Raw genomic sequence first — 26,949 nt, forward strand, 5'->3', positions numbered from 1 at the left:
GCAGGGGTCCCGCAGGCACCCCTGCCACGCCGGTGGAACGGTCCTGCCGCCCCGCTCGGCGCGGCGGCAGGGTGAGGGTGGTCCGGTCAGCTGCTGAGCGCGGTGATCGTGAGGGTCGCGCGGTACGAGCCCTTCGCGACGCTGTCCGGGATCTTCAGATCGAGGTCGGCGCCCAGCCGGGCGTCGCCGCGCGGATGGCCCTGCCCGGCGGAGGCGAGGCCCCGCGAGACGGACAGGCCCGCGCCCTGGTCGTCGTAGCCGGAGACCACCGCCGAGGCGGCCGTGGCGCCCGCTCCGCCGTTGAGGACGTACGGCTTCCAGCCGAGGTAGGAGCCGGAGAACTTCTTTCCGGCGTCCTTGAACTCGCTCACGTCGGCCGAGATCGACCAGGGGGCGAGCGAGCGGCGGCTGTCGGTCACCCGGAGGGGGTTGATCTTGCCGGCGGCCTCGAAGTGGTTGCCGTCGGTCTCCTTGGCGGTGCCGAGGTCCACCAGGCCGTTGTAGCCGTCGATGGTCCAGCCGAACTCGCCGGGGGCGGCGTCCGGGACGTCGACCTGGAGAGACTGGCCGTCGCCGTTGTACGGGTGGACGGTGACCTTGTCGACGACGGAGCCGACCGGCTGACCGGGCGTCGCGCAGGGGACGTTGCCGTTGTCGACGGATGGGTTCGGCGTGGCGCAGGTGCCGGAGCGCAGGTTCTCCAGGACGAGCTTGTCGGACCTGACCTTGACGCGGACGTAGGAGCGGACGTGCTCCTGGTTCTCGACCGAGTTGAACCAGAAGTTGTCCGGGTTCAGCGGGTCGGGGCCGTTGCCCTGGACGCCGGTGCCGGAGTCGTCGGGCTTCTTGAGGTCGTAGTACTTCGACCCCGAGGCCGAGTTGGCCGTCACGTAGATGACGCCGCCGGGGCCCGGGTAGACCTCGGCCTGGCCGGGCTTCTCCTCCGGGTTCGCCTTCTGCCCGTTCTTGATGGCGTAGCTGCGGGAGTAGCTGTGGTCGTGGCCCTGGAGCACCATGTCGATGCCGAGGTCGGAGAAGGCCGTCGTGAAGTCCTTGCGGCGGTCCTTGTTGCCCTGGTCGTAGGAGTGGCTGGCGGGCGAGTAGATGGAGTGGTGGTAGACCAGCACCTTCCACTTGGCTTCCGAGCCGTGCTTCTTGATGACGTCGGTGATGTAGCCGACGTGCTGGGCGTCCTTGGTGTCGCTCTGGGCGTTGCTGTTGATGTCGATGAACAGCACGTCCTTGTGGATGAACCAGTAGTCGCCGCCGGACCGGGTCGCCGCGTCCTTGTCGTAGTACGCCTCGGACTTGTCGGTGTTGGGCGTGAAGTGGTGCTGCTCGTAGGACTTGCCGCCGACGTCGTGGTTGCCGATGGTGGCGGCGAGCGGGACCTGGCGGAGCTGGTCGGGGGCGAGGAACGACTGCCACTGCTTCTCGTCGTTGGCGCTCTCGACGTGGTCGCCGCCCGATACGAGCAGTTCGGCGTCGGGGTTGGCCTCGGTCGCCACCTTCAGGGTGTCGGCCCAGCCGGCGCCGTCCTTCTGCGCGTCGCCGCTGGAGCCGATCTGGGGGTCGCCGAGGAACAGGAAGTCGTAGTCGCCTTCGAAGTCCCGGGTCTTGAAGGTGTACGTCGGGGACCAGTCGCCCTCGCCGCCCACCCGGTAGGAGTAGGCCACGTTCTCCTTGAGGCCCGTGATCGTGGCGTGCCGGTTGTAGCCGCCGCTGGAGGCGATGTTGGCGCCGCCGGTGGCGGCGAACGTGGCCGCGTCGGCCGGGAACTGGCCATTGTTCAGGGTGGCGGTGGGGGCGACCTGGAGCTGCTGCGGGGTGTCGGCCGTGGAGTACCAGGTGACGATGCGCTGGGTCTCGTCGGCGCCGACGCCGAGGATGACGCCGGACACGCCGGGGGAGTCGGCCGCGGCGGCCGGGGCCACACCGCTGCCGCCGAGTGCCATGGTCAGCCCCAGCACGGCCGTGGCGGCACCGCCGGCGACACGGCGTCTGACGGGGCTGTCGCTCTGCGTCGTTCTACTGCTCGATCTCATGGGTTCTTTCGTTCCTTATGCATGCATGAATGCACGGATTGGAGATCTGTACGATCACTGGACGGCATGAATCGGAGGCAAACGATCCGGCCGAGTTGGTTGAACGTCCCACCAAACAGGGGCGTCCCGCCGACAGCCCCTCAGGCACCGGTGATCCGCTGTGCGAACCAGGTCAGCCCCATGACGGCCACACCCGCCGCGACCAGTCCCGTCGCCCGGCGTCCGGCGCGCGGGGCCCTGCGCCGGAGGACGGCCAGCGCGGGGAAGAGCAGCCCGACGATCGCCAACTGCACTGCCTCGATACCGAGGTTGAACACGAGCAGCGACCACAGCAGGGTCCAGGACCACGCCGCCTCGATGCCCAGCGCCCCGGCGAACCCCAGGCCGTGGACGAGCCCGAAGCAGAACACGACGCCCAGCCGGGTCCAGCCCGCCCGGTCCAACTGGAAGTGCCCCACCCGTCCCTCCGGTTCCCCGGCCGGGTCGCGATGCCGGGCGAGCCGCCACAGGTGCCAGCCCGCGACGACGGCGATGGACAGGGCGATGACGGGCTCCACGACGGAGGCCGGGACCTCCACGAGCCCGAGGGCCGCCAGCAGGAAGGTGACCGAGTGGGCCAGCGTGAACGTCGTGGCGGCGAGCACGACTTCGCGGGGCGTGCGCGAGCCGACGATGAGCGCCAGCAGGAAGAGGATGTGGTCGATGCCGGTGAGCAGATGCTCCGCGCCCAGCCGGAAGAACTCCCAGAACCGCTGGTACCAGCTCTGGTCGATCAGGAAGGACGGGTGCGCGGCGTCGAGTGCGGCGCTGCCCACGAGCCCGTCGACCGCGTAGGTGACGATGGTCTTGGTGCCCTTCACATACCGCTCCGCGTCGGGGAACAGCGTGCTGCGTACCTCCAGCGCGGCGTCGCCGTCCGCGCAGGTCCAGTCGAGCCCGAGGACGGCGTAGGGGGCGCCGTCGCGGCGGCTCATCGTGAACCCGCCGTGCCGGCGCGGGGTGCAGGGCCGGCCGCCGGAGGAGAGCGAGAAGCGGTCGGTGACATAGCCGGTCACGGCGTCGGCGTGCGCGTCGAGCACGGCGGCCCGGTCGCGGGCGTCACCGGTCTCGAAGGCAACGGTGCCCTGCCGGAAGAGGGCGTCGTCGTGGGCGGCGTCGGCCGCGGACACGACGAGGAGGTCGTACTCGAGCTCCACGGTGGTGTGCGGCCGGCCCGGGTCGTGGGCGGAGACGTCGGCGTGGACGGTGGAGGCGAAGCCGTGCGCGTGGCCCGGCCCGGCGGTGCCGACGACCGCGACGACGGCCGCGCACAGGGCGATGAGAATGCGGCGAACCCGCTGTGACATGGTGCTCCTTCAGGTTTCCGGAGCACCGTGCGTGCCGTGGATGAACAGCGCGGGTCGCCCCGGCGAAGCCTCGGACAACAAGCCCTCCTCGGCGTCCACGTGGGCGTCGGACAGCGCAGGATGAACGCCGCACCATCCGTCACTGCTCCGAGGGACGATCGTCTTGCGTTCACCGCTTCGGGCCGCCGCCGCGCTGGCGGCGGTCGCCGCACTGGTCACCGGTTGCAGCTCCGCCGACGCCTGGTCGGAGCCGCACGCCTCCCCCACGCCCGTCGGCGCCCTCGGCCCCGGCTTCGTCGACCCGTCCGCCTCCCCCACCCCGGAGGCGACCGTGACTCCGCGGCCGGGCTCCTGGAACGACGTCCACCCCCCGGCGGGCTACCGGGTGGTCCTGGTGACCGCCGGACACGACCGGCCGACGACCGCACTCGTGACCGCCGTACGGGACTGGGCGCGGGAGGAGGACGTCGACCTGCGCACGGTGACCGCGGACGATCCCAGCCGCCATATCGCCGCCCTCACACGGGCCATGGACATGGGCCCGGACCTCGTCGTCACGGCGGGCAACGACCTGGTGGACCCGCTCGCCGCGATCAGCCCCAGCCATCTCGCCCAGCATTTCCTCGTCGTAGGCGCGGAGTTGGCCGAGCCGACGGAGAACGTCACGGCCGCCGACTGGACCGGGGCGTCCTTCCGCGGCGAGGGGCTCGGCATGTCGTCGGCGTACGACGCCCGCTCGTTCACCGCCGCACGCTGCGCCGCCGCCGTCAGGGCGGGCGTGGCGGCCGTGCTCAGCGACCTGACCGGGATCGTGCTCTGGCTGGACGACGTGGCGTAGAGCCTCCGGCGGGCGGCGAGGGTGGTACGCGCTGTACCAGGAAAAGCCGTGGCTTCCTGCGGCGCTCCCGGAACCGCAGGATCGACTCCGTGACCCGGCACCACCGTGCCGGCCCGAAGCGGAGGAACCAGCATGCCCACGACGTTCATCACCGGAGCCAACAAGTCCCTCGGTCTGGAGACCGCCCGCCGTCTCGTCGAGGCGGGACACACGGTCCTCGTCGGCGCCCGCGACCCGGAGCGCGGCCGGGCCGCCGCCGCGTCGGTCGGCGCACGGTTCGTCCGGATCGACGTCACGGACGACACCTCGGTGGACGCCGCCGTCGCCGATGTCGCCGCGCACGAGGGCGGCATCGACATCCTGATCAACAACGCCGGGGTCCTCGGCCGGGTGGGCCCTGTCGAGGAGTTCACGGCGGCGGACATGAGGGAGGTGCTGGAGGTCAACGTCGTCGGGATCGTCCGGGTCACCCACGCGTTCCTGCCGTTGCTGCGCACCTCGCCGAACCCCGTCATCGTCAACGTGTCCAGCGGCATGGGCTCCTTCGGCCTGACGCAGGACCCGGACCGGGTCGAGTCGCGGTACGCCCTGCCGCTCTACAGCGCGTCGAAGGCCGCGGTCACCATGCTCACCACGCAGTACGCCAAGGAGCTCAAGGACATCAGGGTCAACGCGGCCGACCCCGGCCAGACCGCCACCGACTTCACCGGCGGTGTCGGGCACTCGGTGGCCGAGGGCGCCGAGTCCATCGTGGCCCTCGCTACGATCGGCGCGGACGGCCCGACGGGACGGTTCGTCGACCGGTCCGGCGAACTCCCCTGGTGAGCCCCCGGCCGACGTGATCAGGCTGGCGTGATGGGGCCGGGTGATCAGGCCTGCACGGTCGGCCGGACGACGATCTCGCCGACGTCGACGCCGTCGGGCCGCTCGATGGCGTATCCGATGGCCGACGCGACGGCCGACGGCATCATCTCTGCCAGAACCATTGACAACGATGTCAGGGGCGTGATCTAGTCCCCTCCGATCCAGTCGGGTGCCACTGATCGCCTGTCAAGCGCGCGCAACGACAGGTGACTTCGACGTGAAGGACGTGGCCGAGGAACAGGAGACCGCTTCCATGCACAGACCCCTGCACCATCGACTGCGTGAGCGCGCGTCGACCGTGCTCGCCGCGCTGCTCGTCACCGGCGCCGCCCTGAGCCCGGCGCCGGCCGTCGCCCAGGACCGTGCGGACACCGCCCCGTTGACTTCGCTGGTCAACCCGTTCATCGGCACCCAGAACTTCGGCAACACCTTCCCCGGCGCGAGCGCCCCGTTCGGCATGGTCCAGGTCAGCCCGGACACCGGCGGCCAGGGCGGCTACGACTACCAGCAGGACAAGATCTACGGCTTCAGCCAGACGCATCTCTCCGGCGTCGGCTGCTCCGTCATGGGCGAGCTGCCCCTGATGCCGACGACCGGGGCCGTGGACCGGGTCGACGCCGACGCCTACCGCTCGTCGTACTCGCACGACGACGAGGACGCCGAACCCGGCTACTACCGCGTCGGGTTGAAGACGTACGACATCGACGCCGAGCTGACCGCCACGGAGCGCACCGGATGGCAGCGGTACACCTTCCCGTCGACCGGCCGTGCCAACGTCCTGTTCAACACGGGCAAGGCCAACCAGCGGGTGTACGGCTCGGAGGTGCACGTCGTCGGTGACCGCACCGTCGAGGGCCGGGTCGAGGCGGGCAACTTCTGCGCGGGCAAGGACCGGCACACCGTCTACTTCACGGCGACCTTCGACCGGCCGTTCGCGTCGCACGGCACCTGGCGCGGCAGCACTCCGGCGCCCGGTGAGCGCGACGCCGCCGGTGAGGGCGGCAACGGCGCCTGGGTGACCTTCGACGCGGCCACCGACCGGGACGTCGTCGTCAAGGTGGGACTGTCGTACACGGGCCTCGAGGGCGCCCGCAAGAATCTGAAGGCGGAGACGGGCGACTCGTACGACTTCGACGCCACCCGGAAGGCCCTGCACTCCACGTGGGAGCGGCAGTTGGAGGCGGTCCGGGTCACCGGCGGCCCCGAGGAGCGGCAACGGGCCTTCTACAGCGCGCTGTACCACGCGCAGCTGCACCCGAACCTCGCCGGTGACGTCGACGGCCGGTACGCGGGCTTCGACGGCAAGACCCATACGGCGTCGGGCTTCACGCCGTACCAGAATCTGTCGCTGTGGGACACGCACCGTCCGCAGAACCAGCTGTTGCAGATGCTGCAGCCGAAGGTGGCCCGGGACGTGGCGCTGTCGGTCGTCGCGATCGGGCGGGACGGCGGCTGGCTGCCGCGCTGGTCGCTGGCCAACAGCGAGACCAACATCATGACCGGCGACCCGGTCACCCCGTTCCTGGTCGAGGCATGGTCCAAGGGCCTGCTGAAGGGGTACGAGAAGGAGGCGTACGCACTCCTGCGGAAGAACGCCACGAGCACCCCGCCGGACGACTCCCCCTACAACGGCCGCTCCGGCGTGGCCGCCTACCAGGAGCGCGGCTATGTCCCCAGCGGGCTGGAGCTCGGCAAGGACTGCGCGCACAAGGGCGGTGACAACGACTGCGTCCATCCCGCGTCGGCGACCCTGGAGTACGCGGCTGCGGACGCGTCGCTGGCCCTGATGGCCAAGGCCCTCGGACACACCGCGGACGCCCGGATGTTCGCGGCGCGCGGCCAGTGGTACAGCAACCTGTGGGACTCGAACATCGGGCAGTTCCGGCCGCGCACGAAGGACGGCACCTGGCTGACCCCGTACGACCCGGTCGAGGCCGGCCACCAGTTCCACGAGGGCGGCGCCTACCAGTACCAGTGGCTGGTGCCCCAGGACCCGGCCGGACTGGTGTCGCTGATGGGCGGCAGGAAGGCCACCGAGAAGCGGCTCGACTCCTTCTTCGCCTACGACAAGCTGCTCGCGGACCCGGCCAGGACCGCCCGCGAGGACTGGATCTCGGCGCCGTACGACTACTACGGCAAGCCGACGTACAACCCGAACAACGAGCCCGACCTGCACGCCCCGTACATGTATCTGTGGGCGGGTGCGCCCGGGAAGACGGCCACCGTGGTCCGCGCCGCGATGACCCTCTTCACCGACGGCCCGGACGGCATGACCGGCAACGACGACCTGGGCACGATGTCCGCCTGGTACGTCTTCTCCTCGCTGGGCCTCTACCCGGTGACGAACGGCGGCGACTACCTCGCCGTGTCCTCCCCGCAGTTCCCGTCGGCGGAGATCCGCATCGGCGCCTACGGGAAGCGGCAGGGCGGCACCCTGACCGTGAAGGCGCCCGGCGCGAGCGACACCCGGCGGTATGTGCAGCGGGCGCGGTTCGACGGGAAGGACCTGCGCGCCACCTGGCTGGACTGGGACGCGGTCGCCGAGGGCGGGCGGCTCACCTTCGACATGGGCGACAAGCCGTCGGCCTGGGGCACCGGCAAAGGCGCCGAGCCGCCGTCCGTGAACCGCGCGGCGGCCGACTCCCGCAGGCACCTCGACGCTTCGCTGCGCACCAGCGCGGACGTCGTCCCGACGGCGGACAGCACCCAGAGCGTCCGCCTCCAGTTCGACGTGCTGGGCCAGTCCCCCGGCACGCTGCGCGTGGACGTCGACGCGAAGGCCCCGAAGGGCTGGACCGTGAAGACGCCCCCGGCCTTCTCGCTCGCCTCGCACCGGCTTCCGGTCCAGCGCACGGCGACGGTGGAGGTGGGCGTGCCGGCCGGCACCGCGCCGGGTACGTACTCGGTGCGGATCACGGCGGCCGCGAAGGGCGTGAAGGCCGTGGAGCGCACGGCGACCGTCGAGGTCCGCGCGGCGGCGAAGTGTGCCACGGGCGTCGAGGACGTCTGCGCCGTCGACCTGTCGGATGAGGCGAACCACGACGGCACGGCGACCGTCGCCGCGCCCGACGAGGGCGACTTCGACGGCGGGGGCTGGAGCTACGACGCCGCCCTGCTGCCGAAGGCGGGTCCGGTCGTCTGGGACGGCGTCACCTACGACGCGCCCGACCCGTCGGGTACGGCCGCGAACTTCGTGGAGACCCGCGGCCAGGCCATGCTGCTCCCGGCCGGCTCGTACGGCAACCTGCGGCTGGTCGCCGCGTCCCACCACGGCCCGGTGTCCACGGCCCTGACCGTCCGCTACACCGACGGCAGCACCGCCGAGGTACCGGTGACCGTCGGCGACTGGGCCGGATCGACCCCGCAGGGCAGCACCGTCGTTCTGGAGATGCCCCACCGCATCAAGCACGGCCAGGGCGTCGACGGCCCGCCGGTACGCCTGTTCGGGACGTCGGCGAAGCTGGACGGCTCGAAGACGGTGCGTTCCGTGGGGCTGCCGAACGATGCGCGGGTGCAGATCTATGCGCTGACGCTCGGTTAGGCGGCCCGGTCCCTCCCCACGCCCACCCCGGCGGCGCCGTGACGGCCGCCGGGGTGGGCGTACGGCTGTCTCCCGGGCGGCGGACACGGCACACCCGGGCGAGCGGGAAAGGTGTGCGGCGGCGAGACGGTCTGTAGTACCCCTGGACGGTCCGGAGTTTTCGCCGCCGACCCTCAGGAGGCGCCCATGTCCTCGCCGTCCGTCCGCCGTGTCATGCCCATCATCCGGTCGGAGGCCCTGGAGGAGAGCCGGGACTTCTACGGCCTCTTGGGCTTCGAGGAGGTCATGAACCACGGCTGGATCATGACGCTGGCCTCCCCCTCCACTCCGGCGGCCCAGATCAGCGTCATGACGAGCGACAAGACGGCCCCGGTCACGCCCGACGCGAGCATCGAGGTCGACGACGTGGACGCGGCCTACGCCGCGATGCGCGAGAGCGGCGCGGAGATCGTCCACCCGCTGCAGGACGAGGAGTGGGGCGTACGGCGCTTCTTCGTCCGCGACCCGAACGGCCGGGTGATCAACGTACTGAGCCACCGCTGAAGCATTCGGCCGGACCGGTCACGACGGCCTCGCCCGCCTCGTGACCGAGGGGCCTCGTCGCTTCCGATTCAGGAAGCGCGGCGGAAGACCGCGGCCGGGCCTATGACGCCCGGGCCGAACTTGTCCCGGACGCGGTCGACGGCGTCCTCGGCGACCAGCCGTGCCTCGCGGGCCTCGTCCAGGCTGATCTGCTGGGCGACCTGGTCGGCGCCGACGAGATCCGTGCCCTTGAGGGTGAGGCCGGTGAGCCGGCCGCGCTGGAGGCCGGCGGCGTCCATCAGCTGGTAGGCCATCGCCCGCAGATCGTCGTCGTGCGCGGACGCCTCAGGGAGGCGGCGGGTCCGCTCCCAGCCGCCGCCTCCGGCGAACGACAGCTTCAGGGTGAGCGCGCGGGCGGCCTGGTCCCTGCGGCGCAGCAGCAGACCGAGCTGGACGACCAGGTCGAGGAGGGCGGCGCGGACGGTGGCGCCGTCCAGGGCGTGCCGGGGGAAGGTGTGCCGGACGGACGCCGTCGGGGGCAGGGCGCGGGGGACGACGGGGCGCGGGTCGACGCCGCGCGCCCTGTCGGTCGCCGTACGGCCCGCCCGGCCGCCCAGCAGGCGCTGCACCGTGGCGGGCGGCACGGTGGCGAGCAGGCCGACGTTGTGGATGCCGTACGCGCGCAGTGCCTCCGCCTGCCGGGGGCCGATGCCGTGCAGGGCGTCGACCGGCAGTGGGCCGAGCCAGTCGGTGACCTCGTCGGGGCCGACGGCCAGGACTCCGCCGGGTGCGGGGACCTGCGCGGAGGCGGTGGCCGCGACGGTGATCGACGGTCCGATGCCGACCCGGACGTCCACGCCCAGGCGGGAGAGGGTGCGCACCCGCAGGACCTCGCCGAGGCGCCGGGTGTCGGTGCCGTGGTAGCGCAGGGCGCCCTTCAGTTCGACCAGGGCCGCGGAGGGCGGCAGGGCCTGTACGACGGGTGACAGCTCGGACAGTTCCTCCAGTACCCGCCGGTATGTCTCCTCCCCCAGCCGGTCCGGGCACCGCACGTGCATCACCGTCGAGATCCTGCGCGCCGGTCCGTCCGTCGTCATGTCCCACCTCCCGCACTCACCCCTTCACGGTATCGAACAAATAATCGAACACGCGAGGGCGCGCCGGGTGGATCTTGAGCTTAGAATCAAAAATGTGTTCGACGACCTGCCGCCCGACCTGGACCGACTGCGCACGCTGCGCGTCTGGCACGCCCTGTGGGTCCAGCGCATCGATGCCAAGATCGCGGCGCTGCAGCGGCGCCAGGCCGAGGAGGAGAACGGCCGGCGGCGCCGCCCCCGGCCCCCGGAGTGGATCGTCGAGCTCGGCATCGGCGCCGACCGCTCCCCCGTCCAGGTCCATGCCGGCGACTGCCACATGGCGGGCGAACGGCGCCGGGCGGTGAGCCGGGACGAGGCGCGCCGGCTGCTCGCGACCGGCCTGGAGGGCTGCAGCCACTGCCGGCCGGCCGCCCGACTGCACATCATCGACTTAGAGCCACCCCACCGGCCGCGCTCGGATCACTGCCCCGCCAGTTCGCGCAGGGCGCGCGTGGTGGGCGACCCGGGATCGCCGGTGATGAGAACGACCTCCTGGTCGTCCTCGGGCACGAGCAGCACGTCGCAGTTCAGCCGGAGCCGACCGGCCTCGGGGTGTTCGAAGGTCTTCGTGCGGTGGCCGGGCGCGTGCACGGGACGCGTCCGCCAGATCCGCCGGAACTCCTCGCTCCCTGCGTGCAGTTCGGCGAGCAGGGCCGTCAGCGCCGGGTCGTCCGGGTAGCGGTCGGCGGCCCGGCGCAGCCGTGCCACGACGATGTGCCCGAACTCCTCGGCACCGGAGTCCGTGTACACCGCCCCCTCCCCCAGGAAGCGGCGCCGGGCCAGATTGGCCGGCCGGCGTTCGAGGTCGCCGCCGAGCAGCGCCCGGGCCAGCGGGTTCCAGGCGACGACGCCGTACGCCGCGTCGGTGACGACGGCCGCGGTGAGCGGCAGCCGGTCCAGCATCCGGGCCACGTGCGGCCGCACCCGTCGTACGGCGGTACGGGCGAGCGGTACGTCTGCCCCGGCCAGCCGGAACAGATGGCTGCGCTCGGCCGGGGTGAGGCGCAGGGCGTGGGCCAGCCCGTCGAGGATCCGGGGCGAGGGCCGTGGCCCCCGGGCCTGCTCCAGCCGTGTGTAGTAGTCGACGGACATATGGGCGAGCTCGGCCATCTCCTCGCGCCGCAGACCCGGCGTACGGCGGACGCCGCCCGTCGCCGTGAGCCCGACCTCGTGCGGGAGCAGTCCGGCCCGGCGGTCCCGCAGGAAGCGGGCGAGTTCCTGCCGCGCCATGCCACCTCCTGTGCGCTGCCCGGTACGGCGTGCCTGGTACAACCTGTCCCTGGCTGGGCACCCACCGCCAGGGCAGCGTGGCTGTCATGAACGATCGCACAGCTCTGGTCACCGGTGCCAACAAGGGCATCGGCAAGCACATCGCCCTGCTCCTCGCGGCCGAGGGTTTCACCGTGTACGTCGGCTCCCGCGACCCGGAACGCGGACGGCGGGCCGTCGAGGAGATCGGCGCCGCCGCCCGGCCGGTCGTCCTGGACGTGACGGACCCCGGCACCGTCGAACGGGCCGCGTCCCGGATCGACCGCCTGGACGTCCTGGTCAACAACGCTGGCATCTCACCGTCGCTCGCCCCGCCCACCGACACCGGCGCCGAGGAGTTCCGGCGCACCTACGAGACCAACGTCTACGGCGTGGTGACGGTGACCAACGCCTTCCTGCCCGCCCTGCGCCGCTCCCCGCAACCCCGGATCGTCAACGTCTCCAGCGGGACGGGGTCCCTGACGTGGAGCACGCACCCCAACCCGCAGTTCACGCCGGGCAACGGGGCCGGTGCCGCGTACCGCTCCTCGAAGGCCGCGCTCAACGCCCTCACCGTCCTCTACGCGCAGACGCTGGCCGAGGACGGCTTCAAGGTCAACGCGCTCGCCCCCGGCCTGCGGGCCACCGATCTCAACCCCAGAGCGGCGACAGGCGGCGACCCGGCCGAGGCCGCCCGGGGCGCCGTACACCTGGCCCTGCTCCCGCCCGACGGCCCGACGGGCGGCTTCTTCTCCTGGGACGGGACACCCGTGCCCTGGTAGGTGCTTTCCGCCGGCTGCCCCTGCCCCGCCCGATCAGCCGACGCTGATACAGAAGGGGTGCCCGACGGGATCCGTGAGGACCCGGGCCCTGTCCCCGTGCGGCTGATGATCGGGCTTACCCGCCCCGAACTCCCGCAGCCGTGCCTCGACTTCGCCCAGGTCCTCGTCGCCGATGCGGAAGCACAGGTGCAGTTGCTGCGGCTGGTCCTGGCCCGGCCAGCTCGGCGCCTGATAGTCGTCCACCCGCTGGAAGCCGATGACGAGCCCGTGCTCCCCTTCGAGACCCGCGAAGTCGGCGTCGGATCTCGGGTGCAACGCCAGCCCGGTGGCCCGCTGATAGAAGGCGGCCAGCGCCAGTGGGTCGGGGCAGTCGAGCGTGATCGCAACCAACTGCAGGGGCATGAAACCTCCGAGGTCGCCGGTGAACTCCCGTACGGGAGCCCGGGATCAGCCTAATGAGCGGTCCGGGCGACGGACCCGCACGTCACTTCGACAGCTTGAGCGTCTTCGCCGCGCCCCAGAGCGAGCCGGGGTTGGCGCGATGCGGGTGGCGGGCCAGCATCGTGCGGTAGAACTCCACCGCGTCGGCCGTGCTCGCCAGGGTCTTCTCGATGTCGGCGAGGTAGTCGATCGACTGCTGGACGATGACCGGGTCGTCGTCGTGGTCGGGGTGCTTGTGACCGGCGACGACGTGGTCCGCACCGAGGTCCTGGACCCTGCGCAGCGCGGCCACCCACTCGGCGCGCGAGGCGGCGTCGGTCTCGGCGAGGTACATGTGGGTGTTGTTGTAGACGACATCACCGGCGACGACGAGCCCGGCGTCGGGAACCCACAGCACGGTGCTGCCGGCCGTGTCGGTGTGACCGGTCTCGATCACCCTCAGCTCGTGCCCTTCCAGGAGGATGCGGTCGCCCTCCAGCTCGTCCGGGACGACCGCGTCCGGGATCTGCCCGGGGAAGAGCCGGCCCCAGAACCCCTCGATGTACTCGTCCGCGGTCTGGAGACGCGCGCCGGCGACGGTCCCGGCCGTCGCGACGGCCCGCACTCCGGGGAACGCCGCGGTCACCTGCCCGATGCCGAACAGATGGTCGCCGTGGCCGTGGGTGACGTAGATGTGCGTGAGGTTCCGTCCATGACCCCTGATCCACTCGATCAGCTGCTCGTTCTGCTCGATCGTCGTGAACGTGTCGACGAGCACGGCATCGCGTTCACCCTGGATCAAAGTCGCCGAGTTCATCACCCAGCGCAGATCAGAGCCCTCGTCGCCGCTCTCCGGAAGGTCACGGACCACCCCCTCACGGCGCGCCAGCAGTGTGTCGTACGTCAGTTCCGTCATGGGTTCCGTCGTCATGGGCGTCTCTCCGAATCGGTCCATCCAGCACAGGCGATATTAGATTGTATACAACATCTAATCAGTGGATACGATGGATGGCAACCGACATCTACCGGGAGGTACCCGATGGGCCGCGCCTCGAAGGCTCAGGCACAGGAGAACCGACAGCGGGTCGTGGAGACCGCCTCCCGACTGTTCCGCGAACAGGGCACGCAGGTCAGCGTCGCCGACCTGATGAAGGCCGTCGGCCTCACCCACGGCGGCTTCTACAAGCAGTTCGCCTCCAAAGAGACCCTCGTCGACGAGGCCACGGCCCACGCTTTCGAACAGTTCACGCGGCAGTACTTGCCCGCGTCCGGCTCCGACTCTGACCCCCACTCCGGAGACACCGCCACTCAAGAAGGCCTCACCCAGGAGGAGTTGATAGACGTCTACCTCTCCGCCGAGCACCGGGACAACGCGGCGGACGGCTGCCCGCTCGCCGGGTTCGCCCCCGATCGGGCGCGCGCCACCGGCGACTCGGAGGCGCATCGCGTGTACGCGCAGGGCGCGCGCGACTTCGCCGAGGCGCTCGCGACCGAGGATCAGGACGGCCTCGCCCGGCTGTCCACCCTGGTCGGCGCCCTCACCCTCGCCCGGGCCACCAAGGGCACGCCCATCTCCGACGAGATCCTCGACGCCGCCCGCGCGGCACTGACGGAAAGCGACTGATCCCGGAGCCCTGAGCGCCCGCCGCCCCGCCAGGCTGCCGCACCTGTACATGCACTCGTGCACCCAAAATAGATTACTAGTGACATCTATCACGTGGACGTGCCCTCGCTCAGCGACACACAATGAGCCGGCCGCCCCACCGGCGCCCGCCGTACGTAGGGGGCGCCAGGGCGATCCCTAGCCCCCTGGAGATTTCTGTGCGTACAGAGACGACGGCCGGCCTGCTGGCACCCGGCCCTCACGAAGTCGTCGTGGACGGCCTGACCCAGCGCTACCACGTCCACGGCTCGGGCCCTGTCTGCCTGGCCATACCCGGCGGACCGGGTGTCGCCTGGGACTCCCTGCGGGCCCCGGCCCTCGAGGCGTCGCTCACCATGGTGTACGTGGAACCGCTGGGCACCGGCGGCTCCCGGCGTCTCGCGTCACACCCGCACGGCTACACCCGCGAGCGCTACACCCGAAGCCTGCTGGGCCTGCTCGACCGGCTGGCCCTCCCCCAGGTCTTCCTGCTCGGCCACTCGCACGGCGGCTTCGTCTCACAGCACTTCGCCCTGCACCACCCGGACCGGCTCCACGGTCTGGTCCTGTACGACAGCGCTCCGGTGACGGGCCCTGAGCACGGCGCCGAAGCCGCGGCCCGGGTGGGCGAGTTCGTCCAGCGCCATCAGGGACAGGCCGAACTTCCCGCGGCGCTCGCCGCCCTCCAGGATGTCGGCGCCTGCACGGACGACGAGACGATCACAGCGGCCCTTCGCGGCCTCGTGCCGCTCTACTTCGCACGGTACTGGGACCGCGAGGACGAGTTCCGCCACTTCCGCGAGACGCTCACATGCACCTACGTGTCGTCCCTGGACGAGAACGGAGAACCCGACCTCGTCGACGACCGGGCGCATCTCCCGGAGTTGACGGTGCCGACCCTGGTCGTGGTCGGCCGGCACGACATCATCTGCGGCCCACGGTGGGCACGGGAACTGCACGCCCTCATACCCGGGTCCCAGCTCGTCGTCCTGGAGGACAGCGGGCATCTGGGCCACGTCGAGGAGCCCGAGGCGTTCGCGAGCGCGGTGCGCACGTTCGTGGCGTCGGCACAGACGTCGGCACAGGCATCGACGCGGGCTGGAGCGGAGCTCCGTACTGTGGACGCCGTCCCTGAGGACCTGCGCGACGTCGTCGGCCCCGTGCTGCTCCCCGGCATGGACGGCTATGCGGCCGAATGCGCCACCTTCAATCTGAACCATGCGTTCCAGCCCGCCATTGTGGTGGCCGCGGCCTGCGAGGCCGACGTCCGCAAGGCGGTGCGGTTCGCCGCCGGACAGGGCATGCCGATCGCGGTGAAGTCCGCGGGGCATCAGTTCGTCGGGTCGGCGGAAGGCGCCCTGCTCATCACGACGGAGCGGATGAAGCGCATGTCGGTGGATCCCGAGGCGCGCACCGTCCGGGCCGAGGCCGGGCTGCGCTGGAGCGAGGTGCTGCCGCACACCGCGCGTGTGGGTCTCACCCCGATCGCGGGTTCCGCTCCCGAGGTCGGGGTCGTCGGCTACACCCTGGGGGGTGGGCACAGCCCGCTGCTCGGGCGCTCCCACGGATACGCGGCCGACCATGTGCGTCGTATGAACGTAGTGACAGCGGACGGGGAACTGCGCACGGTGACGCCGGACAACGAACCGGACCTGTTCTGGGCCCTGCTCGGCGGCAAGGGCAACTTCGGCGTGGTGACCGAGACCGAGTTCGACGTGTTCCCGGTGGCCCGCTTCTACGGCGGCGGGCTCTACTTCTCCGGCGAGGACCTGGCGCCGGTGCTGGAGACCTGGCGGTCGTGGGTGCCCACGGTTCCGGAGGAGATGACGTCGTCGCTGGCCGTCCAGCGGTTGCCGTACCTGCCGGCGTTGCCGCCGCCTCTGCGGGGAGCTTTCGTGGTGCACGTGCGGATCGGCTACCTGGGTTCGCAGGACGACGCTGAGAGGCTCATCGCCCCGCTGCGCGCGTCGGCTCCCGTCCTGCTGGACGCGGTCGGCGAGAAGCCCATCACCTCGCTCGGGGAGATCCACAGTGATCCGGTGGACCCGATGCCGTACGTCGAACGGAGCGTGAGCCTGCGGGAGTTCCCGCGGAAGGCGGCGGAGGTCTTGGTAGATCTCATCGGCCCCGGATCGGGTAGCGGGCTGGCGCATTTCGAGATCCGCTCGCTCGGCGGCGCCCTGGACCGGGAGCCGCGCGTCGCCAACGCGGTGTCCGTACGAGGTATCCCGTTCGTGGTCGTCGGATTCGCGGTCGGAGGAGCACACCAGGCGGATGAACTGCGGGAGCACCTGGCGGAGGTCGTGGACGGACTGGCGCCATGGACCGCGGACAGGAGCATGGTGAACTTCCTGTCAGCCGACGAGGCCAGGGACGAGGAGGGTGTGCGGGCGGCATTCGGGCCGGAGCGGTACCGCAGGCTGGCCGAGGTGAAGCGGCGCTACGACCCCGCCAACCTCTTCCGCTTCCAGCACAACATCCTCCCCGCCTGACGGCACCGGCACGAGGCGCACGATGACCTGGTCCCTTACAGCAGATCCCGCCGCCTTCCGGTCCGCAGCGGGTGCGTTCCTCACCAGCCGTCCCGATCTGCACACCATGCTGTTGACGGGGCTCGACTCGCTCGCATACCCGCAGAGGTCCGGCGGTGCGGCACCGGCCGGGGTGCTGGGGTGGTGGCGCGCCACGGACCGCGCTCCGACCACCGCCGCGTTCGTATGGACACCACCGGGCCTGATGGCCGTGAGCCCCCTGCCGGGACCGGCGGCCACCGATCTCGCCAGCTTGCTGTCGACGTGGGAGAGGACGCCTGCCGGACTCCTGACCGACGTCAGGTCGGCCAAGAGCTTCGCCGGTGACTGGGAATCGCTCACGGGCGCGGTCCCCGAGACCGGGGTCCACCTGCGGCTCTACCGTCTCGAAGGACCGGCGCCGCTCGAGGCGCCGGGGCCGGGGGCACCCCGCAGGGCAACCGCACACGACAGGGCTCTTCTCCACGACTGGGGCACGCGCTTCGTCTCGGAGGCCGGCTCACTCAGTGTCGACCTGGACCGCTTCATCGACGAGCGCATCGACCGAGACGGCTGGCGGCTGTGGATCGCCGACGCCGAACCGGTGGCCATGGCGGCCATGACCCCCGTCGTGGACGGCATGGCTCGCCTCACGCCCGTCTACGTCCCGCATGAGCACCGGCGTCGGGGCTACGGCGCCGCCGTCACGGCATCCGTCTCCCAGGCGTCGCGGGACGCCGGTGCCCGTCACGTCCTGCTGTTCACCGACCTGTCCAACCCGACGAGCAACAACCTCTACCAGCGCATCGGCTACCGCCCGGTGTCCGACTTCCGCATGCTGACGCCTTGACTACTCGGTCGCGCACTCGCCGACGCGCCCCTCAGCCGCTGTGAGGCAGCGGAGATCCTTCGCCTCCCGCGAGCCTTGAGCGCACCCATGTCCCGTCGTCCGTCAGGTACGTGTCCACCGTCAGGCCCGCCTCCGCCAGAGCGTTCTCGAACTGGCCCTTCGTCAGGGGGCGGGACAGGAACGTCTGGGTCCAGGTGGCGTCCGGGAACTCGTACTCCACGTGGACCGAGTTCGCCCCGTCACCTATCGGCTCCGCCGAGACGACTCGTACCGTGAAGCCGCTCGGGTCGATGCGCTCGCGCGGCAGATTCATGTGCCAGTCCTCGCCCTCGCGTTGGATCAGTACGCAGCCCCCCGGGGCCAGGTGCCGGGCGCATGTGCGGAGCAGCGCCTGCCGTACTTCGACGTCGGCGGCGTGCACGAGGAACGAACCGAGCATCACCACGTCGAAGGACTCGCCGAGGTCCAGGTCCTCGATCGGGCTGCATATCGTGCGCGCACCGCGGATGCGGTCCAGCATCTCCTGGGACTCGTCCACGGCCGTCACCGTGAAGCCCCGTTCCACGAGCGCGTGGGTCACGCGTCCCACCCCGGAGCCCAGCTCCAGGATGCTCGCCCCCGGCGGCACGGCCGCGGCGACGATGTCCGGCTCGGTCCCGACCGGCAGTCGCACGTACAGCTCGACCGCACAGCCGTCCGGCGTGATCGCGCCCGGTCCGGTCCCTTGGTATCCCGCCCGCTTCGTCATCCCCATGTCCGCCATGCCCGTGCAACGGGCCGTGCCGGGGCCGCAGTTCCCCCGCATCGCCTGTTCCACCGTTCGGGGGACAGCGAGGCCCCCCGCGGTTCAGCAGCTCTCGCCCGGGGTAGTCGCCACCGCCCTCAGCAGGTCCCGCACCAGGTCGAAGTCGATGTCGGCCGGCTTGCGGAACCGCAGGCATCCTTTGCCCATGTCCTGCTGGCTCAGCCGGTCCGCGAAGGCTTCCCGGACGTCGCCGCGCATGAGGTAGAAGGACACGTACTGCTTCTGGCTCGCGAAGGCGATCTCCGGGGAGCCCTCCCGCAGATAGGTGGGCATGCCGTACGCCATCACCTCGTCGTAGCCCGTGAGCTCGGCCCGGCACAGCTGCCGCAGCCTGGTCAGGGCGCCCCTGCGCTCCTCCGGCACCTCGGTCAGATACCCGTCGACGTCCGCCGCACTGCTCTGCACCATGGCGTGAGCCTAAGCGACGCCGCCGGCGCGGGCGGCGCTCGGCTCCCGCGAGGCGATCATCGACATCAGGCGCAGCCGGACCGGATCGCCCAGGGCTTTGAAGATCTTCGCCAGGTCGGCGGCCTGTGCCTCGTCAATGGGCGCGGTGGACAGAGGGGCGCAGCAGGCTGCGGAATTCTGGCCGATCACCTCGAGCTCTCGTTTCGCCATGCTTCTTATATTGACGTTTCTCAATGCAGCGCGCAAGCTTGAATCAACGAACATCGATACAGGCCGGTCAGTCGGTGGCAGTGCAGCGCCAGCCCCGACACATCAGCCCATCACCACATCACCTAGGAGCGAGTCATGAACGAGCAGTCCAGCGATCTGCGCGAAACCGTCCGCCAGCGGTATGCCGCGGCCGCCACCACCGTGACCGAGGGAGCCGCCGCCTGTTGCGGGTCCGGACCGACCACGGTCGAGGTCGACGCGAACTTCGGTTCCGGCCTCTACGACGCCGACGAGCGCGCCGGCCTGCCGGCCGAAGCCGTCGCCGCCTCCCTCGGCTGCGGCAACCCCACCGCCGTAGCCGAACTCCGCGACGGCGACCGCGTCCTGGACCTCGGTTCCGGCGGCGGCATCGACGTCCTGCTCTCCGCCCGCCGGGTCGGCCCGACCGGCAAGGCGTACGGGCTGGACATGACCGAGGAGATGCTGGCCCTGGCGCTGGCGAACGCGGAGAAGGCCGGTGCCCGCAACGTCGAGTTCCTCAAGGGCTCCATCGAGGCGATCCCGTTGCCGGCGAACACCATCGACGTGGTGATCTCCAACTGCGTGATCAACCTGTCCGTCGACAAGCCCGCCGTCTTCGCCGAGATGTTCCGGGTGCTCAGGCCCGGCGGCCGTATCGGGATCTCCGACGTCGTCGCCGACGACGCCCTCACCTCCGCCCAGCGCGCCGAGCGCGGCGACTACGTCGGGTGCATCGCCGGGGCCCTGTCCTTCGCGGAGTACCGGGCGGGCCTGGAGGCCGCCGGTTTCACCGATGTCGGGATCACCCCGACGCACGCCGTCGCCGACGGCATGTACTCCGCCATCGTCCGGGCCACGAAGACCGCCACGACGGCCACCGGTCCGGACGCGCCGGCCGCGCACGCGGCAGCTGGCTCCTGCTGCGGAGTCAGCGCCTGCTGCACCCCGGCCGAGGAGGCGGTCGACCCGGCCGTCGGTGTCGACGAGGCCAAGTCGGCCGCCGGGTGCGGCTGCACGAGCTGACCACGCGCAGGGGTCGTCAGCGCCTCACGGCATGTCACCGGAGTGGTGGAGACGGCACGCCACCCCCGGGCCCGTCCCTCGGGTCTCCCCGGCGCGTAGGTCGTAGAGGGCTCGCCCGCCCGGGAACCGGCCCAGTTCCGTGGGCAGCGCGACGCCCCCTTCTATCTCGTCGGCGCGCCACCCGGTGATGTCCAGCAGCAGCCCGTCCAACGGCCCGCCTATCAGCGCCGCGTAGGTCCGGTGCGGCAGTGGGCACGGATGGGGGTCGTCGTGGTCATGGCCGTAGACCCGGCCCCTCAGCAGTTGCTCATCGCCGTTCATGGCACCAGCCTCGCAGCCGCCACCGACAACGGCCGGTCCCAGCGACTGCCGAGCCGGCGAGAACCATGGACTCGCCGACTCCGCCCCCGGCGCCGGACGAATCTGTTACTCACTTTCGGGTGAAGATCACCCCGCGCGGCGACCGCACCATACGTACCGGAATGCACGGCACCTGATCATCCAGGGACTTTCCCGCCAAGAACGCGCTTGCGTCACACAAGCCCTCATAGATGAGCATTGCAGTCGAGAGTCATAGAAATATCCACAAACGGTAACAACGCTCATGCCTTCACCACCACTCCCCCACGGCGTGGACAAATTGCGTTCGCGGCCAACCGGTCGCCATCGCACACCGCACCGCTCCCCCGGGCAGCCACCATGGCGTCCGGAGGGACGGTGTCCGCACCACCAGGGAGAACCCTTTGTCCACCCCCACCCGCACCCCCGCCTACATCACCGTCCGCCGGCTCGCGGCGGCATCGGTCGCCACCGGCGCTCTCGTCTCGGCGATCACGCTGCCGGCCTCCGCCGCCGACCACTCCCGCCACCAGCGGGGGCAGGTGGAGATCACGGCGGTCCAGTACGACTCGCCCGGCCGTGACAACTACTCCAACCGTTCCCTGAACCGCGAGTGGGTGGAGATCACCAACACCACCCGCCGCAGCGTCAACCTCGACGGCTGGACGCTGAAAAACCGGGACGGCCAGACCTACACCTTCGACCACTTCCGCCTCGCGGGCCGCGCCACCGTCCGCATCCACACGGGCATCGGCCGTGACACCCGCACCGACCTGTTCCAGGACCGCCGCTACTACGTCTGGGACAACCGCTCCGACACCGCGACCCTCCGCAACGACTACGGCCGCCGTATCGACACCGAGTCGTGGGGCCACCACCGGGACGGAGGCAAGCACCGCCACGGTGACAAGAACCGGCACGGCGACAAGCGCCACCACGGCCAGTACGACCGCGGCCAGTACGACCACGGCCGGCACCACTACAACCGCTGAACACCGCCGCGGTACGTGAGCTGAAGTCCCCCATCCACGCTGCGACGCGACACATGTGAGTGCACCCGGCCTCCCACGGCCGGGTGCACTCCTCTGTATGCGCCGCCCGCGAAGCTACAGTCACCGGGACGAGTTCGCGGTGGCCGCCGTCGATCCGCGTGGGCGAGGGGCGGCGGCCGTCTCGTCGGCGCCCGCCGCCGAACTGCGGGAGACGCCGACGATCGGGCGGTTACTTCAGGGTGACGGCGTCACCCTTCGAGACGACCCGTGCCGTGGTGGTCGTACCGGGGAAGAAGTAGCGCCAGCTGCCCGCCGCGGTCACGGTGACCTTGGTGCTGAGGTTGCCGGAGCTGTCCGTCTTCACCGTCTTGACCGTGCTGTAGTGCTCGGCGCCCGCCTTCCGGTACTGCAGCTTCACCGTCTGCCCGGTGAAACCGTGGTACTTGAGGTCCTCCCAGTTCGCGCGGGACAGCTTGCCCTTGATCGTGAGGGAGGCTCCCTTGGCCACCGGCTCGGGCGTGGCGTCGGTGGTGAGCTTGGACGCCCGCTTCATCTTGAACTCGGCGATGTCGTCGGAGATCCAGTAGTCACCGTCGTTGGCCTTGACGGTGGCGTTGACCTGCCAGAGCCCGGCGATGGTGTTGATGTCGCCGGGCACACTGTCCGGGAGCCACCCCGGGGCGACCGTCATGGTGGCCGTGCACACCGACGTGGTGGAGCTCTTCTTCTCGCACCGGGTGCCCGTCCAGTCGCTGAACCCCCAGCCCTTGGACTTGCTGAAGACGCTGACGCGCGTCAGGCCCTTCGCCCCCGAGTTGTCCCGGATCGTGATGGCGATCGGGTACGTGACCCGTGCCGTCGTACCGATGATGACGTTGTTGCCGTTGTTCACGACGGTCTTGGTGACCCGTACGTCCCCACGGCCCTCGGCCTGCGCCGCGGTCGCGCACAGCAACGTCAACGCCGCCGCACCCGCCATGACACCGAGCCCTGCGGCCCGTCCGGCCGTTCTGCCTCGCATGATCCCTCCCCTGTGTCGGAGGGGTGAGGCTATACGGCCAACAGGGCCGTCTTCGCAGGAGGGTGGGGCTTTCCCGTTACGCGTACAGGGCGACGGCTCCGCCCCACAGCGCGCCGGGGTTCAGGCGGTCGGGGAAGCGTTCCAGCATGGCGTGGAAGAAGCTCAGCGCGTCGTCGTTGCGGTCGAGGAGTTCGTCGACGGTGTCGAGGTAGAGGCGGGTCTCGGCGAGGGCGCGGGTGGCGTCGTCGTCGAGGGCCTTGTTCTTGTGACCGGTGACGATCCGGCGCGGCCGGAGCCCTTCGACCGTGTCGATGGCCTTGCGCCAGGCGTCACGGCCGCCGTTCTTGGACTCGGCCAGGTACTGGTGCACGCCGTTGTAGACGACGTCGCCCGCCACGACGAGGTCGAGATCGGGGACGTGCAGGACGCTGGTCTCGTCGGTGTCGCTGTGGCCGACCTCGACGATGACCAGTTCGTGGCCCTCGAGGGAGAACCGGTTGTCCGGCACGGTGACGGCGGTGACGGGCGCGTCGGGGATCTGTCCGGGGAACAGCCGGTCCCAGAACTGCGGGCGGATGGAGACGTTGCGCTGCATCTCCTTGATCGTGCCCTCCGAGGCCACGACCTCGGCGCCGAAGCGTTCCGCCAGGATCCCGGCGGTGAACCAGTGATCACCGTGACCATGGGTCGCGAAGATGTGCGTCAGGTTCTTGCCGGTGGATTCGACCCAGTCCCCCACCGCCTCGGCCTGCTCCGAGGTCAGTGGCGGGTCGACCAGGACGGCGTCCCGCTCCCCGTGGACGAGGGTGATGGACAGGGGCGAGAACATCCTCCGGTCCCCGTTGGGGACGAGATCGGTGACGTTCTGCGCGATCGGGTCGGCGACGAAGACGTCGTAGGCGAGGGGGGTGCTGCTGGTCATGGCGGTTCCTAACTGGCGTGGCCGGCACCGCGGTCTCGGCCGGCGGACCGGTCGGCAGCGGCGGCGGCGAGGGCGGCGTGGTACGCCGGGCCCCGGATGATCGTGACGGCGTCCGGGTCGACCAACTCGCCTAGCTCGTCACGGAATTCGAGATGCACGGGGCGTTCGTCGTCGGCGGCGGCGTAGACGACCCCTTGGCCCGTCTCCTGCGGCCGGTGGCGGTCGCCCCAGGCGCTGAGGGCGGCGAGCACCGGCAGTACATCGCGGCCTGCCTCCGTGAGGACGTACTCCTCGCGGCTGCGCTCTCCCTCTTCCTGATAGGTCACGCGCTCCATGAGGCCGGCGTCCACGAGATCGTTCAGACGCTGGCCGAGGGTCGCGTTCGGGATGCCGATGCGCTGGAACTCCGCGAACCGGGTGCGCCCGAGGAAGGCCTCGCGCAGCAGCAGAAGATTCCACTTCTGCCCCAGGACGGCGAGCGTGCGGGCGATCGAGCAGTGCCGGTTCGCGGGGAGTGACATGGCGTCCATGACTCCAGGGTACGCAGACTCTGGAAAATGAACACAGCATCTGGCATCAATTTTTGTATTCAGGGTCACATCCCGCGCGCCCCCGGATCCCGCCGCAGGTCAGAGGTCTGTCGTCGTCACCTGGACCGGGACCTCGTACGGCCGCAAGATCATCCGTCCCGCGTCCGCGTCACCGTCCCAGCTCGCGATCATGGCGAACGGGAAGCGGTCCAGTTCGAGGCACAGGGGGACGTCGTCCGGGTGGACGCCCGCACGGACGCCCGTCGCCAGCTCCTCGGCCGCGCGGGACTCGGCGGCGCGACGGAGATTCGGGGCCGCCTGCTCGGCCGCTCCGGCGCTCTTGCCCTCCGTGGCGCGCAGCGCGATGTACTGGGCGCACGCGAGGTCCTCCTCGGCCTTGCCGTCCTCTCCCGTGACCACGAACGTGACCGTGTCGTGGGCGGCGCGGGCCCTCAGGAACCGGGCCGTGGCCTCCGCCACCACGAAGGAGGCGCAGAGCACCAGGGACGCGTCCTTCACCGCGAGGGCGCCGACCGTGCCGGCCGTGGTCTTCTGTACGACCGTTCTCCCGCTCAGGTCCATCGACCTCAGCATGCCGGGTGAGTTGACCGTGTCGAACCCCGGCGTCGGCGGGCCGTCCTTGATCGCCACCCAGTCCGGATGGCGTTCCTTGAGCGCCCGGGCCTCGTCGAGCGACTCGGCGAGGACGATCCGCTCCGCTCCCCGTGCGAACGCCCACGCGGCCACCGTGAAGGCGCGCATGACGTCCACCACGACTGCCACAGAGGGGACTTCGGTCAGTTCGGCGATGCCGAGGTAACGGGTGTCCATTCCTTCATGGTCACGGATGAGCAGGGTGCGTGGCCTGCCATTTACGGTCGCGGGAGCGGGTGAACGGCAGTCAACGGCCGTGTGCAAGCCTGACGGCCATGACTGCTGCCCTCATCGACTGGCCGTCGCTCGCGGCCGACGGGTTCCCGTATCCCGCTCACCTCCCCGCCTCCCGGCTCGTCGACGAGCTGGCGGTGGCGCTGGTGTCGCGCGATCCCGGGGGCCGTGACGACGGGGCCTATGCCGCGGCCGCCCATTGGATCCGGGAGGGGCCTCTCGACGCCGTTCTGAAGGGGCTGGGTGACTCCGCCGCGGGGCGGTTCAGTCATCGGGAGGTCCAGGCGCGGACCTTCGCGCCACTGATCCTGAGTGCGGTGCTGACGCGTGCGGCGGCCGTCCCCGGGCGCGTGTCGCAGGACGCAGCCGAGCGTTGGTGCGCCGCCTTCTCCGCCTGGTATCCGCAGGAGCGGGACACCCGTGGCTGGGACGACTCCCTGGGCTGGCTGCACGCCGTCGCCCATGGAGCCGACGCCGTCGCGGCGTTCGTGCAGGTCCTCTCCCACCGCCGGAGCGACCTCGGGCCAGCCGCGCATCCTCCAACTGCACGTATCGGTACTCGGTCTGACTAGCCGCCACCCTGCGCACACACAGTTCGAGCAGGCTTGATCCGGAACGTGGGCTGCCTCAGCCCAGTCGGCGCCACGTCTCTCCCACCGGCCCCTTTTGTCCTCTGGCCAACGCGCGTAGACACGGGCACCATCGTCACCGCACCACCTGCACCGCCGCCCCGCCCCACAGGAATTACGGCCCCAGCAGGAAGGCTCTGAGACATGAAGGTCGCCCCCTCGCCGAAGTTCAGGTCGGCGCTCACTGCCCTCGCCCTCGTCGTCGCACCCGGTGCCGCCGTACTCGGCACCGCGGGCGAGGCGTCGGCCGTCAGCAAGATCAGTCATGCCACCGCCACCTCGATGTTCCGGCAGGTCGGCATCACCTGGTCCTCGTCCGGCGGCTGTTCCGACCGCAACACCCCCACGTGTACGTCGTTCGAGCAGCTCAACCTCGCCACCGCCCAGGGCGCCCAGACCCTCAAAGGCGCCACCGGCTGCGCGCTCAACATCACCGGCGGCACCGAGACCGGTCACGCCTCCGGGACGTATTCGCACTGGAACGGCTACAAGCTGGACTTCGGCAAGACCACGTGCGTGACCAACTACGTCAAGAACACCTTCACGTACATCGGTGTGCGCGGCGACGGAGCCCCGCAGTGGCGCTCCGCGTCCGGCAACGTGTACGCCGACGAGGGCAACCACTGGGACGTCACCTACTACAACTGCGGCGGCTGCTGAGCCCGCCATCCCTCTGACCTGACCCCCGGGGCGGGCCGGTCGCATCACAGCGCTCGGCCCGCCCCGGCGCTCAGCGCGCGGCACTCAGCGCGCGGCACTCAGCGCTTCAGCGTGAACGTGAAGTCGTCCGAGACCGTCCCCGTCAGGCGGACGGCGGAGACAAGGCTCCCCTCCTCGATGAGCCGTCCGACCTCGGCTCTGCTCAGGGCGCAGCCCTCGGCGATCAGCCGTGCCGGACGGACGGGGATACGGGCCGCGAAGCGGACCGTCACATCGAGGACGTCGGTGTCGGCATCGGAAGGCGCCGGATCACCCGTGTCGAGGCGCCAGGCGCCGGCCCAGTCGAGGGCGACGCGGTTGCGCCGCCGTACGACCGGGTCCTGGAGCAACTCGGCGATCAGGCCGACGTCGTTGGCGTGCAGGCGGTCCAGCAGGTCCGCCGGGATGGAGCGCACGTTGGCCCGCTCCAGGACGCTGAGTTTCGCGGTGCGGCCGCAGGAGTCGCAGAGCACGAGGAGCCAGGCGTCGAGGAGCTTGTGGTGCGCGTTGACACGGAACGCGCCGCTCGGCCGGGAGCGCGGGGATCCGCAGGGGCAACGGCGGAGGACATGCGGAAGGCAGGTGGGTGCGACCACCCAGGTCTGGAGCACAGAAGTACACCGGTTTCAGTGAGAAGTCCGCAGCAGAAAGGGGCGCGGCGCACAGGCGCGACGCGCGACAGATCAGCACTCGGGAGGTCTCACACGGTGTACAACGG

The 26,949-nt window shown here is 70.7% G+C and carries 27 protein-coding genes and 3 pseudogenes; 13 read left to right on the forward strand and 17 right to left on the reverse strand.

Annotated elements, in window-relative coordinates; translation table 11 throughout:
- Positions 1-86: 86 nt before the first annotated feature.
- Together KBY32_RS06355 and KBY32_RS06360 are read right to left on the reverse strand one after the other, a co-directional pair.
- A complete protein-coding gene (locus tag KBY32_RS06355) occupies positions 87-2,045 on the reverse strand; it encodes an FN3 domain-containing metallophosphoesterase family protein (protein WP_210979172.1) in 1,959 nt (652 codons plus the stop codon).
- Positions 2,046-2,185: 140 nt separating this feature from the next.
- Positions 2,186-3,391 (reverse strand): HupE/UreJ family protein, encoded by a 1,206-nt coding sequence (locus KBY32_RS06360; RefSeq protein ID WP_210979173.1) that lies wholly within the window; start codon positions 3,389-3,391, stop codon positions 2,186-2,188.
- A 163-nt stretch (positions 3,392-3,554) separates the two neighbouring features.
- On the opposite strand from KBY32_RS06360, the gene KBY32_RS06365 reads away from it, so the two are divergent.
- Positions 3,555-4,229 carry a hypothetical protein gene (locus KBY32_RS06365; protein WP_115506649.1) on the forward strand — a complete coding sequence of 225 codons (675 nt, stop codon included), beginning with the start codon at positions 3,555-3,557 and terminating at the stop codon, positions 4,227-4,229.
- 132 nt (positions 4,230-4,361) lie between these two features.
- Complete coding sequence (locus KBY32_RS06370; protein ID WP_210979174.1) at positions 4,362-5,054, forward strand: SDR family NAD(P)-dependent oxidoreductase; 693 nt, start codon at positions 4,362-4,364, stop codon at positions 5,052-5,054.
- Positions 5,055-5,098: 44 nt separating this feature from the next.
- Here the strand turns inward: KBY32_RS06370 and KBY32_RS06375 are convergent.
- Positions 5,099-5,200: pseudogene (locus tag KBY32_RS06375) on the reverse strand (oxidoreductase); the annotation flags it as partial.
- A 146-nt stretch (positions 5,201-5,346) separates the two neighbouring features.
- On the opposite strand from KBY32_RS06375, the gene KBY32_RS06380 reads away from it, so the two are divergent.
- A complete protein-coding gene (locus KBY32_RS06380) occupies positions 5,347-8,634 on the forward strand; it encodes a GH92 family glycosyl hydrolase (RefSeq protein ID WP_210979175.1) in 3,288 nt (1,095 codons plus the stop codon).
- Positions 8,635-8,820: 186 nt separating this feature from the next.
- Positions 8,821-9,177: a VOC family protein gene (locus KBY32_RS06385; protein ID WP_234350739.1), complete on the forward strand. Its 357-nt coding sequence runs from the start codon at positions 8,821-8,823 to the stop codon at positions 9,175-9,177.
- A gap of 68 nt (positions 9,178-9,245) precedes the next feature.
- On the opposite strand, the gene KBY32_RS06390 is transcribed toward KBY32_RS06385, so the two are convergent.
- Positions 9,246-10,253 (reverse strand): hypothetical protein, encoded by a 1,008-nt coding sequence (locus KBY32_RS06390; RefSeq protein WP_055619892.1) that lies wholly within the window; start codon positions 10,251-10,253, stop codon positions 9,246-9,248.
- A 16-nt stretch (positions 10,254-10,269) separates the two neighbouring features.
- Positions 10,270-10,554 (reverse strand): hypothetical protein, encoded by a 285-nt coding sequence (locus KBY32_RS06395; protein ID WP_159039035.1) that lies wholly within the window; start codon positions 10,552-10,554, stop codon positions 10,270-10,272.
- On the opposite strand from KBY32_RS06395, the pseudogene KBY32_RS35790 reads away from it, so the two are divergent.
- Positions 10,522-10,614, forward strand: a pseudogene (locus KBY32_RS35790) (DUF6233 domain-containing protein); the annotation flags it as partial. The gene KBY32_RS06395 and the pseudogene KBY32_RS35790 sit on opposite strands and share 33 nt — an antisense overlap.
- A 98-nt stretch (positions 10,615-10,712) precedes the next feature.
- Here the strand turns inward: KBY32_RS35790 and KBY32_RS06400 are convergent.
- On the reverse strand, positions 10,713-11,522 hold the full coding sequence (locus tag KBY32_RS06400) for a helix-turn-helix transcriptional regulator (RefSeq protein ID WP_210979176.1): 810 nt from the start codon (positions 11,520-11,522) through the stop codon (positions 10,713-10,715).
- Between the two features lie 86 nt (positions 11,523-11,608).
- Here KBY32_RS06400 and KBY32_RS06405 point away from each other — a divergent pair, with 86 nt between their 5' ends.
- Positions 11,609-12,322 carry an SDR family oxidoreductase gene (locus tag KBY32_RS06405; RefSeq protein WP_210979177.1) on the forward strand — a complete coding sequence of 238 codons (714 nt, stop codon included), beginning with the start codon at positions 11,609-11,611 and terminating at the stop codon, positions 12,320-12,322.
- Positions 12,323-12,355: 33 nt separating this feature from the next.
- Here KBY32_RS06405 and KBY32_RS06410 read toward each other — a convergent pair whose 3' ends face one another.
- A complete protein-coding gene (locus KBY32_RS06410; protein WP_210979178.1) occupies positions 12,356-12,724 on the reverse strand; it encodes a VOC family protein in 369 nt (122 codons plus the stop codon).
- A gap of 82 nt (positions 12,725-12,806) precedes the next feature.
- Positions 12,807-13,673: an MBL fold metallo-hydrolase gene (locus KBY32_RS06415; RefSeq protein WP_210979179.1), complete on the reverse strand. Its 867-nt coding sequence runs from the start codon at positions 13,671-13,673 to the stop codon at positions 12,807-12,809.
- A gap of 108 nt (positions 13,674-13,781) precedes the next feature.
- Here KBY32_RS06415 and KBY32_RS06420 point away from each other — a divergent pair, with 108 nt between their 5' ends.
- The 3 genes from KBY32_RS06420 (at position 13,782) to KBY32_RS06435 (ending at position 17,744) form a co-directional block, all read left to right on the forward strand.
- Positions 13,782-14,366, forward strand: coding sequence for a TetR family transcriptional regulator (locus KBY32_RS06420; RefSeq protein ID WP_210979180.1), 585 nt, complete (start codon positions 13,782-13,784; stop codon positions 14,364-14,366).
- A 197-nt stretch (positions 14,367-14,563) separates the two neighbouring features.
- Complete coding sequence (locus tag KBY32_RS35795; protein WP_308293660.1) at positions 14,564-16,876, forward strand: alpha/beta fold hydrolase; 2,313 nt, start codon at positions 14,564-14,566, stop codon at positions 16,874-16,876.
- Positions 16,877-16,898: 22 nt separating this feature from the next.
- Positions 16,899-17,744 (forward strand): GNAT family N-acetyltransferase, encoded by an 846-nt coding sequence (locus KBY32_RS06435; RefSeq protein WP_210979181.1) that lies wholly within the window; start codon positions 16,899-16,901, stop codon positions 17,742-17,744.
- A gap of 31 nt (positions 17,745-17,775) precedes the next feature.
- On the opposite strand, the gene KBY32_RS06440 is transcribed toward KBY32_RS06435, so the two are convergent.
- The 3 genes and pseudogenes from KBY32_RS06440 to KBY32_RS06450 form a co-directional block, all read right to left on the reverse strand.
- A complete protein-coding gene (locus tag KBY32_RS06440) occupies positions 17,776-18,498 on the reverse strand; it encodes a bifunctional 2-polyprenyl-6-hydroxyphenol methylase/3-demethylubiquinol 3-O-methyltransferase UbiG (protein WP_210979182.1) in 723 nt (240 codons plus the stop codon).
- A gap of 93 nt (positions 18,499-18,591) precedes the next feature.
- Positions 18,592-18,957 carry a DUF1801 domain-containing protein gene (locus tag KBY32_RS06445; protein ID WP_210979183.1) on the reverse strand — a complete coding sequence of 122 codons (366 nt, stop codon included), beginning with the start codon at positions 18,955-18,957 and terminating at the stop codon, positions 18,592-18,594.
- Positions 18,958-19,002: 45 nt separating this feature from the next.
- Positions 19,003-19,167, reverse strand: a pseudogene (locus tag KBY32_RS06450) (transcriptional regulator); the annotation flags it as partial.
- Between the two features lie 135 nt (positions 19,168-19,302).
- On the opposite strand from KBY32_RS06450, the gene arsM reads away from it, so the two are divergent.
- The gene (gene arsM / locus KBY32_RS06455; protein WP_210979184.1) at positions 19,303-20,211 is read left to right on the forward strand and encodes an arsenite methyltransferase; all 909 of its coding nucleotides are present in this window, start codon (positions 19,303-19,305) and stop codon (positions 20,209-20,211) included.
- Between the two features lie 24 nt (positions 20,212-20,235).
- Here arsM and KBY32_RS06460 read toward each other — a convergent pair whose 3' ends face one another.
- Positions 20,236-20,532 (reverse strand): hypothetical protein, encoded by a 297-nt coding sequence (locus KBY32_RS06460; protein WP_055619883.1) that lies wholly within the window; start codon positions 20,530-20,532, stop codon positions 20,236-20,238.
- Positions 20,533-20,954: 422 nt separating this feature from the next.
- On the opposite strand from KBY32_RS06460, the gene KBY32_RS06465 reads away from it, so the two are divergent.
- The gene (locus KBY32_RS06465) at positions 20,955-21,542 is read left to right on the forward strand and encodes a lamin tail domain-containing protein (RefSeq protein ID WP_247689123.1); all 588 of its coding nucleotides are present in this window, start codon (positions 20,955-20,957) and stop codon (positions 21,540-21,542) included.
- 229 nt (positions 21,543-21,771) lie between these two features.
- On the opposite strand, the gene KBY32_RS06470 is transcribed toward KBY32_RS06465, so the two are convergent.
- The 4 genes from KBY32_RS06470 to KBY32_RS06485 all read right to left on the reverse strand — a co-directional run bounded on the left by KBY32_RS06470 (position 21,772) and on the right by KBY32_RS06485 (position 24,846).
- A complete protein-coding gene (locus tag KBY32_RS06470) occupies positions 21,772-22,563 on the reverse strand; it encodes a hypothetical protein (protein WP_199835354.1) in 792 nt (263 codons plus the stop codon).
- Between the two features lie 76 nt (positions 22,564-22,639).
- A complete protein-coding gene (locus tag KBY32_RS06475) occupies positions 22,640-23,485 on the reverse strand; it encodes an MBL fold metallo-hydrolase (protein ID WP_055619880.1) in 846 nt (281 codons plus the stop codon).
- Between the two features lie 8 nt (positions 23,486-23,493).
- On the reverse strand, positions 23,494-24,015 hold the full coding sequence (locus KBY32_RS06480; protein ID WP_210979185.1) for a helix-turn-helix domain-containing protein: 522 nt from the start codon (positions 24,013-24,015) through the stop codon (positions 23,494-23,496).
- 99 nt (positions 24,016-24,114) lie between these two features.
- Entirely contained in the window at positions 24,115-24,846 is a 732-nt protein-coding gene (locus KBY32_RS06485; RefSeq protein ID WP_308293661.1) for a 2-phosphosulfolactate phosphatase, read from the reverse strand.
- A 98-nt stretch (positions 24,847-24,944) separates the two neighbouring features.
- On the opposite strand from KBY32_RS06485, the gene KBY32_RS06490 reads away from it, so the two are divergent.
- On the forward strand, positions 24,945-25,475 hold the full coding sequence (locus tag KBY32_RS06490; RefSeq protein WP_210979186.1) for a DUF2785 domain-containing protein: 531 nt from the start codon (positions 24,945-24,947) through the stop codon (positions 25,473-25,475).
- A 201-nt stretch (positions 25,476-25,676) separates the two neighbouring features.
- Positions 25,677-26,192, forward strand: coding sequence for a hypothetical protein (locus KBY32_RS06495; RefSeq protein ID WP_210979187.1), 516 nt, complete (start codon positions 25,677-25,679; stop codon positions 26,190-26,192).
- Between the two features lie 98 nt (positions 26,193-26,290).
- On the opposite strand, the gene KBY32_RS06500 is transcribed toward KBY32_RS06495, so the two are convergent.
- Entirely contained in the window at positions 26,291-26,842 is a 552-nt protein-coding gene (locus tag KBY32_RS06500) for a DUF1062 domain-containing protein (RefSeq protein WP_210979188.1), read from the reverse strand.
- Between the last annotated feature and the right edge of the window lie 107 nt (positions 26,843-26,949).

It is taken from the genome of Streptomyces sp. RK62 (assembly GCF_018070255.1).
Classification (GTDB): Bacteria; Actinomycetota; Actinomycetes; order Streptomycetales; family Streptomycetaceae; genus Streptomyces; species Streptomyces nigra.

Coding starts and splice junctions, on each gene's coding strand:
- KBY32_RS06385 (WP_234350739.1), top strand. CDS start 8,821: ATGTCCTCGCCGTCCGTCCGCCGTGTCATGCCCATCATCCGGTCGGAG.
- KBY32_RS06470 (WP_199835354.1), bottom strand. CDS start 22,563: ATGCGAGGCAGAACGGCCGGACGGGCCGCAGGGCTCGGTGTCATGGCG.
- KBY32_RS06405 (WP_210979177.1), top strand. CDS start 11,609: ATGAACGATCGCACAGCTCTGGTCACCGGTGCCAACAAGGGCATCGGC.
- KBY32_RS06400 (WP_210979176.1), bottom strand. CDS start 11,522: ATGGCGCGGCAGGAACTCGCCCGCTTCCTGCGGGACCGCCGGGCCGGA.
- KBY32_RS06410 (WP_210979178.1), bottom strand. CDS start 12,724: ATGCCCCTGCAGTTGGTTGCGATCACGCTCGACTGCCCCGACCCACTG.
- KBY32_RS06495 (WP_210979187.1), top strand. CDS start 25,677: ATGAAGGTCGCCCCCTCGCCGAAGTTCAGGTCGGCGCTCACTGCCCTC.
- KBY32_RS06355 (WP_210979172.1), bottom strand. CDS start 2,045: ATGAGATCGAGCAGTAGAACGACGCAGAGCGACAGCCCCGTCAGACGC.
- KBY32_RS06490 (WP_210979186.1), top strand. CDS start 24,945: ATGACTGCTGCCCTCATCGACTGGCCGTCGCTCGCGGCCGACGGGTTC.
- KBY32_RS06475 (WP_055619880.1), bottom strand. CDS start 23,485: ATGACCAGCAGCACCCCCCTCGCCTACGACGTCTTCGTCGCCGACCCG.
- arsM (WP_210979184.1), top strand. CDS start 19,303: ATGAACGAGCAGTCCAGCGATCTGCGCGAAACCGTCCGCCAGCGGTAT.
- KBY32_RS06390 (WP_055619892.1), bottom strand. CDS start 10,253: ATGACGACGGACGGACCGGCGCGCAGGATCTCGACGGTGATGCACGTG.
- KBY32_RS06480 (WP_210979185.1), bottom strand. CDS start 24,015: ATGGACGCCATGTCACTCCCCGCGAACCGGCACTGCTCGATCGCCCGC.
- KBY32_RS06395 (WP_159039035.1), bottom strand. CDS start 10,554: ATGGACCTGGACGGGGGAGCGGTCGGCGCCGATGCCGAGCTCGACGAT.
- KBY32_RS06420 (WP_210979180.1), top strand. CDS start 13,782: ATGGGCCGCGCCTCGAAGGCTCAGGCACAGGAGAACCGACAGCGGGTC.
- KBY32_RS06485 (WP_308293661.1), bottom strand. CDS start 24,846: ATGGACACCCGTTACCTCGGCATCGCCGAACTGACCGAAGTCCCCTCT.
- KBY32_RS06415 (WP_210979179.1), bottom strand. CDS start 13,673: ATGACGACGGAACCCATGACGGAACTGACGTACGACACACTGCTGGCG.
- KBY32_RS06445 (WP_210979183.1), bottom strand. CDS start 18,957: ATGGTGCAGAGCAGTGCGGCGGACGTCGACGGGTATCTGACCGAGGTG.
- KBY32_RS06360 (WP_210979173.1), bottom strand. CDS start 3,391: ATGTCACAGCGGGTTCGCCGCATTCTCATCGCCCTGTGCGCGGCCGTC.
- KBY32_RS06440 (WP_210979182.1), bottom strand. CDS start 18,498: ATGGGGATGACGAAGCGGGCGGGATACCAAGGGACCGGACCGGGCGCG.
- KBY32_RS06380 (WP_210979175.1), top strand. CDS start 5,347: ATGCACAGACCCCTGCACCATCGACTGCGTGAGCGCGCGTCGACCGTG.
- KBY32_RS06435 (WP_210979181.1), top strand. CDS start 16,899: ATGACCTGGTCCCTTACAGCAGATCCCGCCGCCTTCCGGTCCGCAGCG.
- KBY32_RS06460 (WP_055619883.1), bottom strand. CDS start 20,532: ATGAACGGCGATGAGCAACTGCTGAGGGGCCGGGTCTACGGCCATGAC.
- KBY32_RS06370 (WP_210979174.1), top strand. CDS start 4,362: ATGCCCACGACGTTCATCACCGGAGCCAACAAGTCCCTCGGTCTGGAG.